The organism is Halapricum desulfuricans (genome assembly GCF_017094465.1).
Taxonomy (GTDB): Archaea; Halobacteriota; Halobacteria; order Halobacteriales; family Haloarculaceae; genus Halapricum.
The window spans coordinates 689,151-701,957 of record NZ_CP064791.1; the positions used below are offsets into that span (position 1 = coordinate 689,151).

The window sequence follows — 12,807 nt, forward strand, 5'->3', positions numbered from 1 at the left end:
CCCATGAGTTCGGTGCCCGAACGGAGCGACATCGAGACGGAGTACACCTGGGAACTGGAAGCGCTGTACGCCGACGACGAGGAGTGGGAAGCCGCCTTCGAGGACGCCAGCGAGCGGATCGAGGACCTGGCCGCCTACGAGGGGCGAGCGACCGAGGACGCCGCAACGTTACTCGAAACCTTAGAGACCTTCGAGACGGTGATGCGACAGGTCGAGAACGTCGTCGCCTACGCCCGGATGCGCCGCGACGAGGACACCCGCGACAGCGACTACCAGGCGCTGTTCGCCCGCGCGCAGTCACTGCACTCCGAAGCCAGCAGCGCCGCGAGCTTCCTCGACCCGGAGATCCAGTCCTGCACGCGCGAAGAGATCGAGGCGATGATCGAGGAAGAGCCGGATCTGGCCGACTACGAGCACTACTTCGACGACATTCTCCGGATGAAAGAACACACTCGCTCGGCCGAGGTCGAGGAACTGCTCGCGGACATGGGCGAGGTCCTGGGTGCATCCTCGGAGGTGTACAACATGCTGACGAACGCGGACATGACGTTCCCCAGCGTGGAGGACCCCGAGGGCGAACCCGTCGAGATCACGCTCAACAACTTCACAACCCTGCAGAAGCGCCAGGACCGGGGATTCCGCCGGGACGTGTACGAGACCTTCTACGACGAGTGGGGGTCCGTCCGCAACGCCGTCGGCGCGGCACACAAAAACAGCGTCAAGACCGACGTCAAGAGCGCGCGAGCACGGAACTACGAGACTGCCCGCGAGGCCGCATTGAACGGGCCGAACGTCCCGACCGAGGTCTACGACACGCTCGTCGAGACCGTCCGGGACAACCTCGACGCGCTGCATCACCACGCCGACCTGAAACGGCAGGTCATCGACGGCGACGAGTTGCGGATGTGGGACCTGTACGTGCCACTGACCGAGACCGAGAGCCCGGAAATCGAGTACGAACAGGCCTGTGAGTACGTTACCGAAGCCGTCGCGCCGCTGGGCGAGGACTACCAGTCCCGCCTGGCGGAGGGGCTGGATTCGCGGTGGGTCGACGTCTACGAGGCCCGCGGCAAGCAGTCCGGTGCTTACTCAGGGGGAACCTACGAGTCCCAGCCGTACATCCTGATGAACTATCAGGACGACGTCGAGTCGATGTACACGCTGGCACACGAACTGGGCCACTCGATGCACAGCGAATACACCAGCGAGCACCAGCCCTACGTCTACGCCGACTACGAGATCTTCACGGCGGAGGTCGCCTCGACGGTCAATGAGACGCTGCTGACTCATCATCTGCTGGACACCGTCGAGGACGACCGACTGCGTCGACACGTTCTCAACGAGTATCTCGAACGGTTCCGTTCGACGCTGTTCCGGCAGACGATGTTCGCGGAGTTCGAGCAGCGGACCCACGAACTCGCCGAGGCCGGCGAGGCGCTGACCGCCGAGCGACTCGACGAGCTCTACGCCGATCTCAAGGGCGAATACTACGAGCCCGCCGAATTGGACGACCGGATTGCCCGCGAGTGGATGCGCATCCCGCACTTCTACCGGGCTTTTTACGTCTACCAGTACGCCACGGGGATCTCGGCAGCGGTCGCGCTGGTCGAGTCGATCCTCGACGGTGACGACCCCGATGCGGCCGACCGGTACGTGAACGACTTCCTCTCGCGCGGGTCACGCGCGTACCCGCTCGAACTGCTCCGGGACGCCGGTGTCGACATGGCCGAACCCGACCCGATCGAGGCCGCGACCGACGTCTACAGCGAGTACCTCACGGAGATGGAGTCGCTGCTGTAGGCCCGGCATCGAACCTGCAACCGCGACCCAAAGGCACTTTTCCCTGTATCGACTACCATCTGTATCAGATGTCTCGCAGTCCCTCGCTTCCGGACCGACCCACTCTCGATCTCGACCCCGACATGTCGCCGTCCGAACGCCTGGCGGCGCTACAGGAGCATTTCGTCGAGGTCGACCGGGTGAACCGCGAATTACAACAGCAACTGACCGCGGCCAAAGAGCGCCAGGACGACCTGGTCGAACAGGTCGACACGCTCGAACGGCAAAACGAGACGCTCAAGACCTCGTCGCTGTACATCGCCACAACCGAAGAGTTGCTGGACGACGGCGTCGTCATCAAACAGCACGGGAACAACCAGGAGGTCCTGACGGAGGTCTCACCGCAGCTCCGCTCGAAAATCGAGGCCGGCGACCGCGTGGCGATCAACGACTCCTTTACCGTCAAACAGACGCTGGACAGCGAGAAAGACGCCCGAACGCAGGCGATGCAGATCGACGGCTCACCGGACGTGACCTACGACGATATCGGCGGGCTCGAAAGCCAGATCCGCGAAGTGCGAGAAGCCGTCGAGGAACCCTTGCTCAACGCCGAGCAGTTCCGCGAGGTCGGGATCGACCCGCCCAGCGGCGTCCTGCTGCACGGCCCGCCCGGCACGGGCAAGACGATGCTCGCGAAGGCCGTCGCCAACGAGACTGACGCGACGTTCATCAAGATGGCCGGCTCGGAACTCGTCCAGAAGTTCATCGGCGAGGGCGCGAAACTCGTCCGGGACCTGTTCGAACTCGCGGCCGAGCGCGAACCGGCGATCGTCTTCATCGACGAGATCGACGCGATCGCGAGCAAGCGCACCGAGTCGAAGACCTCCGGCGACGCGGAGGTCCAGCGGACGATGATGCAGCTCCTCAGCGAGATGGACGGCTTCGAGGACCGCGGGGAGATCCGGATCATCGCCGCGACCAACCGCTTCGACATGCTCGACCGGGCGATCCTCCGGCCCGGCCGCTTCGACCGTCTCATCGAGGTGCCCGAGCCCGACCGGGAGGGTCGCAAGCGGATCCTGGAGATCCACACCCAGGAGATGAGCCTCGACGACGGCGTCGACCTCGCCACGTGGGCCGAAGAGACGGCTGGCTTCACCGGCGCGGAGCTGGCCAGTCTCGCGACCGAGGCCGGCATGTTCGCGATCCGGGACGGCCGCACTGAAGTCACTGCTGGGGACTTCGCGGACGCTCTCGACAAAGTCGAAGCCGCCGACGACGACAGCGTCGGCACGCCGGTCGCGTTCTACTGATAGTCGGCTCCGCTTGTTCGTTTTCGATAATCACCCCGAAGCTTGACGGTGGCTCCCTGTGAATACCCAACTATGGGCAAGCATATTCTGATCCCGGTCGACGGGTCCGACCAGGCCCACGAGGCGTGTGAGTTCGTCGCCGAGAATTCTCCCGACAGCGACGTGACGCTGCTGCACGTCATCAACCCGGCGGAAGCCGGCTACAGCGTCCAGGCGGGGCTTCCGACCTTCTCCGAGGAGTGGTACGAGCGACAGAAAGAGCGCGCCGAGGAGATTTTCGAGGAAGTCGAACCGGATCTGGCAGGCGGCGACGGGACGGTTACCAGAGAAACCGAGATCGGCAAGCCGACGAACACGATCGTCGAGTTCGCCGAGGACAACGGCGTCGACCAGATCGTGATGGGCAGTCACGGTCGCTCGGGCGTCTCGCGGATCCTGCTGGGGAGTGTCGCCGAGACCGTCGCCAGACGCTCGCCGATCCCGGTGACGATCGTCCGGTGACCCCCTTCGAGTCGAACCCGTCACGCTAATACCTGCCCCCGGAAAACGGGGAGATATGTTACTCTCCCTTCGCGCGGAGGTCGAGGACGCCCTCAGGGACGCCCTCGAGGCGCTCGATCTCCCGACGGACGACCTGGGTATCGAGACCCCACCCGAGGACGTGCCCGCCGTCCTGGCGTCCAGCGCCGCGTACCGACTCGCGAGTGACGCCGGCGCGCCGCCGCCGGAGATCGCCGCCGACATCGCTGCCGAGATCGAGGTCGAGGCGTACGAATACATCGACGCGGTTCGGCCGCAGGGACCGTACGTCAACGTTCTGCCGAGCGACCGGTACCTCGAAGCCGCCATCGAAGCCGGCCAGGACGAGTCGTTCGGAACCTTACCCGATCGGGAGACGAGCCTCGTCGTCGAGCACACCTCCGCGAACCCGACCGGCCCGGTCCACGTCGGCCGCGCCCGCAACCCGATCATCGGGGACGCGCTCGCGCGCGTGCTGGAGTACGCCGGCTACGACGTCGAACGCCACTACTACGTCAACGACGCCGGCCGCCAGATCGCCGTGTTCACCTGGGCCTACGAGACCTTCGACGAATCGGATCTGCCCGAACCCGAACGCGACTCACCCGAGTACGAGATGGTCCGGTACTACCGCAAGGGCAACACGTTCCTCGAAGAAGCGGACGAGAGTGCCGTCGAGGAGGCCGAGGCAGAGATTCAGGACATCCTGCAAGGGCTGGAGGACGGCGACGAACGAGCGTACGAACGCGTCTCGGAGGTCGTCGACACCGTCCTCTCGGGGATGACCGGGACGCTCGAACGGCTCCCCGCCGAGTTCGACGAGTTCGTCAAGGAGACCCGATTCATGCGCGACGGGGCGACCGACGACGTGGTCGAGCGGCTGCAGGACCTCGACGCGGCAGTCTACGAGGACGACGCCTGGCAGCTGGACTTCCCTGACATCGGGAAGAACCTGGTCTTCCTGCGCGCGGACGACACGTCGCTGTACACGACGCGTGACCTGGCCCACCACGAGTGGAAGTTCGACAACTTCGATCGCGCTGTGACAGTGCTGGGCGAGGATCACAAACTCCAGGCCGAGCAGCTCGAGACGACACTTCGTCTCCTGGATCACGACACCGATCAGCTCGATCAGGTCTTTTACTCGTGGGTCAACCTCCCCGAGGGCGGCATGAGCACGCGCGAGGGGACCGGCGTCGACCTCGACGACCTGCTCGACGAGGCGATCGATCGCGCCCGCGAGGAGGTCGAAGACCGCCTGGACGATCGCTTGCGCGACGACGACCTCGACGAGGACGACATCGAGCGGATCGCCCACCAGGTCGGGATCGGTGCCGTCCGCTACGACATCGTCGCCAAACAACCCACGAAGGGGATCACATTCGAGTGGGACCGAGCACTGGATTTCGAAGCCCAGTCGGCCCCCTACGTCCAGTACGTCCACGCGCGCTGCTGTGGGATCATCTCGGAGGCGCGCGAGGCGGGCGTACTCGAGCGCCTCGATTCGGACGAGCGGGGAGAGACGACCCGCAAGACCGAAGTAGCCGGCCATAAGGTGGCCAACGACATAGATATCGACGCGCTCGAAACCGATGCGGCGCGCGACCTCGTCCGGGAGATTGCTCGCTTCCCGGCTGTGATCGAGGAAGCCGCCGAGGAGCTGCGCCCGCACGTCGTCGCGACCTACACGCGGGCCCTCGCCGAGTCGTTCAACACGTTCTACCGGGAGTGCCCGGTGCTGACTGCCGAGGAGCCGGAAACGCGTGCCGCCCGGCTGGCCGTCGTCGCAGCCGCCCGGAACGCGATCGCGAACGCACTGGACGCGCTCGGGGTCGCCGCGCCCGAGTCGATGTAACTGCCGATCGGATACTCAGAGTTAGAACGTCCGGGACACGCCAGCCGTTAGCCGCCGAACAGGCCGAGAACGCCGCCACTACTTTCGTCATCCTCGTCTTCGGTCGTTTCCTCTGACTCTGCGGAGGGGAACCATTCGGTTTCCTCCTCGACGATCGTTTCGACCGCTTCCCCCTTGAGGACGCGTTCGAGCGCGGTCGAGAGGCGACGATACGCGTGGGCGGCGTCGCTGTCGGGGTAGTTCAACACGAGCGGTTCGTCGGTCGTCGCTTCCGAGTCTTCCGGGATGACCGCGAGCAGCGGGTGATCGACTTCCCGTTCGACCTCGTCAATCTCGGATTGTTCTTCTGCTCTGGTCAAGATCGCACCGATGACCTCGCCGTCGACTCGTCGGGCGAGCTGTGCGGTTTTGCCGGCGTCGCCGATCGCGACGCTGTCCGGCGTGGTCACGAGCAAGACGCTGTCGGCGAGCCCCAGCGGGACGGTTGCCTCGTGACTCAATCCCGCACCGGTGTCGATCAGCACGATGTCGTAGGCGTTGGCAAGCGTCTTGATGACCTTCCGGAGCTTCGCCGGGTCGGCGTCGGCGAACGCTTCGAGGCTCTGCTCGCCGGGGACGAGCGTGACGCCGCCCGGCCCTTCCGTCAGCGTGTCGCTGACAGCAGCCTGTTCGGCGAGCACTTCGTGCAGGCTGGTGTCGTGGTCGATCCCGAGCATGGCGGCGAGGTTCGCCATCCCTAGGTCCGCGTCGACGATGACCACGTCGTATCCGGCGTCCTCCATCGCGACGCCGACGTTGACGGCGGTCGTCGTCTTCCCGACACCGCCCTTGCCGCCAGCGATCGTAAAGACGTGTCCCGTCATTTGGCCTGTTTCGATAGAGTGGGTGCCATCCATATAAAGCCGTCCGTCCAATGTCAGCGGAGCATGACGTTTTCGGTCCGACGTCCGGTCAAAGCATACTTATCCGTCATCGGACTAGTAGCAGCCAATGAGCGAACAGGAAGCCGACCAATCCGACCGGCAAAAATACGAGTTCCAGAAGGTCATCGAGGAACTCCAGGACTACCGCGGGTCGGGCACGCAACTGGTCACTATCTACGTCCCCGAGGACAAGCAGATCAGCGACGTCGTCGCCCACGTCACTCAGGAACACAGCGAAGCGAGCAACATCAAATCCAAGGAGACCCGGACGAACGTCCAGGACGCACTGAAATCTATCAAGGACCGTCTGCGGTACTTCGATACCTATCCTCCCGAAAACGGGGTCGTTCTCTTCTCCGGGGCGGTCGACGCCGGCGGCGGCCAGACCGACATGATCACTCGGGTCCTGGAGAGTCCGCCCGATCCGATCGAGTCGTTCCGCTATCACTGCGACGCGGAGTTTCTGACCGAGCCCCTGGAGAACATGCTCCTCGACAAGGGCCTGTTCGGACTGGTCGTCCTCGACCGCCGGGAGGCTAACGTCGGCTGGCTCAAGGGCAAGCGGGTCGAACCCGTCAAGTCGGCCTCCTCGCTCGTGCCGGGCAAACAGCGGAAAGGCGGCCAGTCGGCCCAACGGTTCGCCCGGCTCCGCCTGGAAGCGATCGACAACTTCTATCAGGAGGTCGCCGAGATGGCGAACGATCTGTTCGTTCCCGATCGTCACGACATGGACGGCATTCTCGTGGGCGGCCCCTCCCCGACCAAAGACGAGTTCCTCGACGGCGATTACCTGCATCACGAACTCCAGGACATGGTGCTGGGGAAGTTCGACGTCTCCTACACCGACGAGTCGGGGCTGTACGATCTGGTCGATGCCGCTGACGAGGTGCTGGCCGAACACGAAATCCTCCAGGACAAGGAGGTCATGGAGCAGTTCTTCAAGGAGCTACACGACGGGGAAAAAGCGACCTACGGGTTCGACCAGACCCGACAGAACCTCAATATGGGGGCCGTCGAGCAGTTGCTCATCAGCGAGGACCTCCGAAAGGACGTGCTCACGTACGAGTGCCCCAACGGTCACACAGACTACGAACTGATCGATACCAGTGATACCACTGACTCACACGCCTGCTCGACCTGTGGTGAGACTATCTCCGCCGAGGCGGCCGAACGCGAGGACGCCATCGACCATCTGATGTCGCTGGCCGACCAGCGCGGCACCGAGACTGTCTTCATCTCGACGGACTTCGAGAAGGGCGAACAGCTGCTGACCGCGTTCGGCGGCGTCGCCGGTATCCTCCGCTACTCGACTGGCGTGTAATCCCGGAGGTGCGTGCCCGTTCCGGCACGCGTCCGCCACGAGCGCGTTCGATCAGGGATCTCCATCGTTGCCATGTCACCGATGGGGCGTCCGTGGCGGATCGATCGGGTGGGTCGAACACCCACTACACTGTTTTCGACTCGCGTGGAAAGTACTCCATCCCCAATATAATCGGTATCTGTCCGCCGGATCGGTCGTCCGCCGGCGCCGTCACAACAATTGCTCGAGCTGCCGGCGTCGCCCGTTCAGGTCGACGTGACTGTCGACAGTCGGGTCGGACGCGAGCCGATCGACGACGAGCATCGGGTCGGTCCCCGCGCGCTCGACAGCTTCGAACAGCGTCCCGATCTCCGAACGGTAGAGTGCGAACCGATCGAGCAACCCGACTGCCAGCGCCATCGGGACGGCCGCATCGGAGTTCGACGGGAACGCGTCACTGATCCGCTGTAGATCGGGATCTGTCGTCGGATCGCCCGCGGGATGGAGCGCCAGACAGTGGGTGCAGATGCCGACTCCGGATTCGTCGCCGGGCAACAGCTCCTGGAACTGCACGGGGACTTCGAACTCGACGACCGGCGAGCCGCATTCGGGACAGTCCATACGGGTTGCTGGCGACGGGCGTATTTCAATCTCGGGACGACAGCATACTGGATAAAAGATTATCCAATAACGGCGTGTAGATCGACACATTGCTGGGAGGGATCCGGACGATTCCGGTGTGGCGGTGGTCGCCTTTGCTCCCAGCAGTGATTCCCATGAAACTGGACGACAAACGCATCGCCATGTTGGTCGGCCCCGGATACGAGGACCTGGAGTTCTGGGCCGTCTACATGCGCATGCAAGAGGAGGGCGCACAGGTCGACGTTGTCGGGATGGAGGCCGACGTCGAGTACACGAGCAAGAGCGGCGGACTGACCGCCGAGACCGAACTCGCGGCCGAAGATGTCGATCCGGACGAGGTAGATGCGGTCCTCGTTCCGGGCGGCTGGACGCCCGACAAGATACGGCGCGACGAGTCCGTGCTCGAGCTCGTCCGCGAGGTCTACGAGGACCACAAGGTCGTCGGGCTGATCTGTCACGCCGGGCTGGTCGGCATCTCGGCGGGCATCGTCGAGGGCTCGGATGCGACGGGCTCGCGCGGGATCAAAGACGACCTCGAAAACGCCGGCGCGAACTGGGTCGACGAACCGGCGTTCAGAGACGGCAATCTCGTCTGGGGGCGCGTCGTCGCCGATATCCCTGACTACTGTCGTGTCTTGGTCGACGCGCTCGAAAAGCAGTGACCGGATCAGTCCTCGGACTCGGCTGATTCGGCCTCGCGTTCGGCCCGTTCCTGGGCTTCCTTTTTGTCCTTGATCTTTTTCATCCGGAAGATCTCCTCGCGCTCCTGTTCTTCGAGCTTCTGCTCGATGTACTCCTTGTTCTCGTTGAGCTCGGGCAACAGCTTGAACTCCAGCGCGTTGACCCGGCGTTTCGTCGTCTCGATCTCGTCGAGCAGTTCCTTCATCGCGGTCTCGACCTCCGCTGCGAGGATGATCTGTTCGAGCAGTTCCTCGTAGGCCTCCGCGGCGGCGTCGATCCGGCCCGACGTGCCGAGCACGCCGTAGCCGCGCTGATCGAGGCTCTTGCGGACGCTCGTCGACTCGATCTGCGGGACGACAACGCCCATGATGTTCTTCGACTGGGTCGTGATCTCGGGGTGCTCTTTCAGCGCGGCGGCGGCCCCGCGAACCGCGACGTCGCCGTCCATCGCCCGCGCCATGTCCAGCCGCTGTTGGGCCGTATCGTAGGTGTCCTCCAGATCCGACCGGACGTCCTGTGCCTGATCCAGGATGTCCATGAACTCCATGATGAGGCCGTCGCGCTTCTTTTCGAGGGTGTCGTGGCCCCGCTCGGAGAGCTCGATCCGGTCCTCGATCGCCATGAGGTTCTTCCGGGTTGGTTTGACGTCGGTGGCCATTTGCGCGCTAGTTCCGGCTACGGTGACTTACACCTTTTCACTTCTCCGACCCGTTCGAACCGCGGTCGCTCCGTAGTCACAGGTGGCCGTTTCGTGACCGCCAAGCGGCCGTTCACCGCCGGCCGCGCACTCGCGTCTGTGTATGCTCGGGAAAACACTCGCTGACGGCCTCCTGGCCGTGCTCCTCGGCGATGACTGCCCGAATCTCCGTCTCGTAGTCGCCTTTCGGCACTTGCTCGCTCGGGCCGGCCTCCACGTCGAGGCGGGTCTCGACCAGCCGGTCGACGGCCCCGCGACCGAACCCTGTCAGCGGCGAGAGGTAGTCGATCCCGTGGCGATCTTCGAGGCTCTGGGCGAACGACCGGGGGATCGTCGGGACGCGATCGTCCCGGCGCGTCCCGTCGGCGACGGCGTCGTACTCCAACTGGGCGACTTCTTCGAGCGCGTGCTCGTGGATCGCCTGAATCCCGTTTCGCGGGAACCCGTCGGCGACGATCCGTTCGGCCGCCTCGCGCACGACGGACTCCTCGAGTTCGACCCGCTCGAAGGGGAAGTCGATGGTTTCGGCCGCCTCCCGTGCGTGGGCCGCGCTGTCGGCGACGCCGGCGGTCGCACAGACCAGCGTCACCTCGTAGAACGGTTCGAGGAGCAGCGCCGCAAGCGACGAGTCCTTGCCACCGCTAAAACAGACGGCTGCGTTCATCTACCGGTGGCGGATGTTGAAGCTCTTCGAGTCGGGGGTGAGTTCCTTCAGCAGATCCCGCATCTGGTCCTCGTCGATCTGCTCGCCGCCCAGTCGCCCGCTCTGTGCCAGCGCGACGACCTGCTGTTCGACTTGCTCGGCGATCTCCGGTTTGGACATCTTGACCGTGTTCAGTCGCTTTCGCGCCCCGTCGGTGAGATGCTGGCGGAGCAGGGCCTTGCGCTGGGCCTCGGCTTGCTCTTTGGCTGCCTGTCTGCCCTCACTCTGGCCGCCACTACCGCCTTCGGCCTGGTCGCGCATCTGTTCCATCTTCTTCTGGCGAAGCTCTTCGAGTTCGTCGTCGCTTGGCTCTCCGCTCATTGTATCTGTACGTACGACTTCAGCCCCCGAAAGGCTTTCTCCTGAAAGCCCTCGGCGGGTGCTGGCGCACCCGCCTCGCCCTTTTCATGTCCGCCAGGACCGCCGTGCGGTGCCGCGCCGATCGGCGCGGCATCCGCCTGGGTTACGCCGACGCTTTTCGCAGTCGCGGCCGCCGTGGCCGCGACGAACCGCACCGTGGCCGCACCGCTTCCGCGGCCGCGCCCCGTCCCTCCCCAGGCGCGCGGCTGAAACCGCGCGCTGGCATCCTGGCGGCGGTTGACCGGAACCGCGCGTCGGCATCCTGACCGTACCGCGATGGCACGTCCGAGTTGTGTCAGGGATGAGCGAAGTACGTCACCAGTTCGTCGTCCGCTGCCGGGAGCGTATCGACCCTGATGAACCCGATCCGCACGAACTGCAGCATGTCGTCGGGCTCGTAGTCCGCGAGGCCGGGCTCGGCGTAGCCCGTCACGTCGCCGTCCATCGTCCGCATGCGCGTCGGAACCGCACCCTCGGCCGGCACCCAGTGGACGACCTCGACGTCACCGTCTCGGACGACCTCAATATCGTCGTCGGTGTACTCGAAGGTCCCTCCGGTGTGTCGCACGCAGCCGTAGCCTTTCAGCCAGATCCGATCGCCCTCGGCCGGCACGTCCTCGGCTTCGACCAGCACAGCGTCTTCGACGGGGATCTCTCGACGGCCCCGCTCCTCGTTGGGGTGGACCGGCGGCGTAGCGGCGTCAGGCCCGTCGACGATCGGCTTCTCGACGGCTGGCCCGACCGCGTCGTCGCCAGCGTGGGCATCCCGGACGAAGAAGGCCCGGTCGGCCCCGTCGTCGATCAACTCGCGGTTGTTCGCGTAGACCGCCGACATCGACAGATCGACGTTGCTGGTGGAGGTGCCGAGTTCGACCATCGCGTCGACGATCGCCTCGCCCCTGATCCCGCGGCGCCTGAGACTTTTGAGGGTGGGTGCCCGGGGGTCGTCCCAGCCGTCGAGATCGCCGGAGTCGATCTTCTCCTTGATCGTCGAGGTGCTCATCGCGACGTCGTAGGCCTCGACCTGGACGTGCCCCCAGTGGATCACCTCGGGATAGTCCCAGCCGAAGTACTCATAGACGAACTGCTGGCGCTTGGCCGAGTCCTGCAGGTCGATCCCGCGGATGATGTGCGTGACGCCCGTGAGGTGGTCGTCGATCCCGCTCTGGAAGTCCAGCATGGGCCAGCAGCGGTACTCGCTGGCTGCCTCGCGCGGGTGCGGGGTATCGATCATCCGGAAGGCCACCCAGTCGCGCAGTGCGGGGTTCTTGTGCTCGATGTCGGTTTTCACCCGCAGGACCATCTCGCCGGAGTCGTACTCGCCGTCGATCATCGCCTCGAACTCCTCGCGGGTCTGCTCGGGATCCTTCTCGCGGTGTGGACAGGCTTTACCGTTGTTCTTGCGCTCGGAGAACTCCTCCTGGGGACACGTGCAGGTGTAGGCACCGCCCTGATCGATCAGTTCTCGAGCGTGGTCGTAATAGGTCTCCAGCCGATCGCTGGCCCGCAGAACTTCGTCGGGCTCGAAACCCAGGTATTCGATGTCGTCGAGGATCGCGTCGTAGGCATCCAGATCCGGCCGCTTGGTCTCGGGGTCGGTGTCGTCGAACCGAACGATGAAGGATCCGTCGTAGCGCTCCTTGTAGGTGCCGATGACGGCGGGCATCCGGGCGTGGCCGAGGTGCCAGGGGCCGTTGGGGTTCGGGGCGGCGCGCATCCGGACCTCGTCGGCGTTCGGCAGATCGGGCAGCGCGTGCTCGTCGCCCTCGTCCTCGCGTTCGAGTTCCTCGAGGCGTTCGGGCGCGAGTTCCCCGAGCCGTTCGCGCTTCTGGGCTGGGTCCATGTCGTTGACTCGCTGGACCACGGGGGCGACGACGCCGGCAATCTCGTCGCCGTACTCGCGGAACGCGGGGTTTTCGCCCATCAGCGGTCCCATGATCGCCCCGACCTGTGCGTCGCTATCGTGCTTCAAGGCGTTGAACAGCGCGTCGACCTCGGCGGCTTCCTCGACGCGCTCGCGAATGTCCTCGTCCAT

General features: G+C 64.7%; 12 protein-coding genes. 6 read left to right on the forward strand and 6 right to left on the reverse strand.

Features of this window, described 5'->3' with window-relative positions:
- The first annotated feature begins 3 nt into the window (after nucleotides 1-3).
- The 4 genes from pepF (at nucleotide 4) to argS (ending at nucleotide 5,466) form a co-directional block, all read left to right on the forward strand.
- Nucleotides 4-1,800, forward strand: a complete 1,797-nt coding sequence (gene pepF, locus HSEST_RS03555) for an oligoendopeptidase F (protein ID WP_229122199.1) — start codon at nucleotides 4-6, stop codon at nucleotides 1,798-1,800.
- Between the two features lie 68 nt (nucleotides 1,801-1,868).
- Nucleotides 1,869-3,092, forward strand: coding sequence for a proteasome-activating nucleotidase Pan2 (gene pan2, locus HSEST_RS03560; protein WP_229122200.1), 1,224 nt, complete (start codon nucleotides 1,869-1,871; stop codon nucleotides 3,090-3,092).
- 72 nt (nucleotides 3,093-3,164) lie between these two features.
- The gene (locus tag HSEST_RS03565) at nucleotides 3,165-3,593 is read left to right on the forward strand and encodes a universal stress protein (RefSeq protein ID WP_229122201.1); all 429 of its coding nucleotides are present in this window, start codon (nucleotides 3,165-3,167) and stop codon (nucleotides 3,591-3,593) included.
- A 55-nt stretch (nucleotides 3,594-3,648) separates the two neighbouring features.
- A complete protein-coding gene (argS, locus tag HSEST_RS03570; protein WP_229122202.1) occupies nucleotides 3,649-5,466 on the forward strand; it encodes an arginine--tRNA ligase in 1,818 nt (605 codons plus the stop codon).
- Between the two features lie 47 nt (nucleotides 5,467-5,513).
- Here the strand turns inward: argS and HSEST_RS03575 are convergent, their stop codons facing one another.
- Nucleotides 5,514-6,329, reverse strand: coding sequence for a MinD/ParA family ATP-binding protein (locus HSEST_RS03575; protein WP_229122203.1), 816 nt, complete (start codon nucleotides 6,327-6,329; stop codon nucleotides 5,514-5,516).
- A gap of 127 nt (nucleotides 6,330-6,456) precedes the next feature.
- On the opposite strand from HSEST_RS03575, the gene prf1 reads away from it, so the two are divergent.
- Complete coding sequence (gene prf1, locus HSEST_RS03580) at nucleotides 6,457-7,710, forward strand: peptide chain release factor aRF-1 (protein WP_229122204.1); 1,254 nt, start codon at nucleotides 6,457-6,459, stop codon at nucleotides 7,708-7,710.
- 210 nt (nucleotides 7,711-7,920) lie between these two features.
- Here the strand turns inward: prf1 and HSEST_RS03585 are convergent, their stop codons facing one another.
- Nucleotides 7,921-8,310 carry a DUF6276 family protein gene (locus HSEST_RS03585; protein WP_229122205.1) on the reverse strand — a complete coding sequence of 130 codons (390 nt, stop codon included), beginning with the start codon at nucleotides 8,308-8,310 and terminating at the stop codon, nucleotides 7,921-7,923.
- A 155-nt stretch (nucleotides 8,311-8,465) separates the two neighbouring features.
- Between HSEST_RS03585 and HSEST_RS03590 the strand changes: the two genes are divergently transcribed.
- Entirely contained in the window at nucleotides 8,466-8,993 is a 528-nt protein-coding gene (locus tag HSEST_RS03590) for a type 1 glutamine amidotransferase domain-containing protein (protein ID WP_229122206.1), read from the forward strand.
- A gap of 5 nt (nucleotides 8,994-8,998) precedes the next feature.
- Here the strand turns inward: HSEST_RS03590 and HSEST_RS03595 are convergent, their stop codons facing one another.
- From HSEST_RS03595 to HSEST_RS03610, 4 genes are all read right to left on the reverse strand, one after another.
- Nucleotides 8,999-9,670 (reverse strand): V-type ATP synthase subunit D, encoded by a 672-nt coding sequence (locus tag HSEST_RS03595; RefSeq protein ID WP_229122207.1) that lies wholly within the window; start codon nucleotides 9,668-9,670, stop codon nucleotides 8,999-9,001.
- Between the two features lie 112 nt (nucleotides 9,671-9,782).
- Nucleotides 9,783-10,373: a DUF7411 family protein gene (locus HSEST_RS03600; RefSeq protein WP_229122208.1), complete on the reverse strand. Its 591-nt coding sequence runs from the start codon at nucleotides 10,371-10,373 to the stop codon at nucleotides 9,783-9,785.
- Nucleotides 10,374-10,733, reverse strand: coding sequence for a DNA-binding protein (locus HSEST_RS03605; RefSeq protein WP_229122209.1), 360 nt, complete (start codon nucleotides 10,731-10,733; stop codon nucleotides 10,374-10,376).
- Between the two features lie 334 nt (nucleotides 10,734-11,067).
- The gene (locus tag HSEST_RS03610) at nucleotides 11,068-12,807 is read right to left on the reverse strand and encodes a glutamate--tRNA ligase (protein ID WP_229122210.1); all 1,740 of its coding nucleotides are present in this window, start codon (nucleotides 12,805-12,807) and stop codon (nucleotides 11,068-11,070) included.

What these genes read in the sequence shown, in the direction of transcription:
- pepF (WP_229122199.1), top strand. Translation starts at nt 4, where the DNA reads ATGAGTTCGGTGCCCGAACGGAGCGACATCGAGACGGAGTACACCTGG.
- pan2 (WP_229122200.1), top strand. Translation starts at nt 1,869, where the DNA reads ATGTCTCGCAGTCCCTCGCTTCCGGACCGACCCACTCTCGATCTCGAC.
- HSEST_RS03565 (WP_229122201.1), top strand. Translation starts at nt 3,165, where the DNA reads ATGGGCAAGCATATTCTGATCCCGGTCGACGGGTCCGACCAGGCCCAC.
- argS (WP_229122202.1), top strand. Translation starts at nt 3,649, where the DNA reads ATGTTACTCTCCCTTCGCGCGGAGGTCGAGGACGCCCTCAGGGACGCC.
- HSEST_RS03575 (WP_229122203.1), bottom strand. Translation starts at nt 6,329, where the DNA reads ATGACGGGACACGTCTTTACGATCGCTGGCGGCAAGGGCGGTGTCGGG.
- prf1 (WP_229122204.1), top strand. Translation starts at nt 6,457, where the DNA reads ATGAGCGAACAGGAAGCCGACCAATCCGACCGGCAAAAATACGAGTTC.
- HSEST_RS03585 (WP_229122205.1), bottom strand. Translation starts at nt 8,310, where the DNA reads ATGGACTGTCCCGAATGCGGCTCGCCGGTCGTCGAGTTCGAAGTCCCC.
- HSEST_RS03590 (WP_229122206.1), top strand. Translation starts at nt 8,466, where the DNA reads ATGAAACTGGACGACAAACGCATCGCCATGTTGGTCGGCCCCGGATAC.
- HSEST_RS03595 (WP_229122207.1), bottom strand. Translation starts at nt 9,670, where the DNA reads ATGGCCACCGACGTCAAACCAACCCGGAAGAACCTCATGGCGATCGAG.
- HSEST_RS03600 (WP_229122208.1), bottom strand. Translation starts at nt 10,373, where the DNA reads ATGAACGCAGCCGTCTGTTTTAGCGGTGGCAAGGACTCGTCGCTTGCG.
- HSEST_RS03605 (WP_229122209.1), bottom strand. Translation starts at nt 10,733, where the DNA reads ATGAGCGGAGAGCCAAGCGACGACGAACTCGAAGAGCTTCGCCAGAAG.
- HSEST_RS03610 (WP_229122210.1), bottom strand. Translation starts at nt 12,807, where the DNA reads ATGGACGAGGACATTCGCGAGCGCGTCGAGGAAGCCGCCGAGGTCGAC.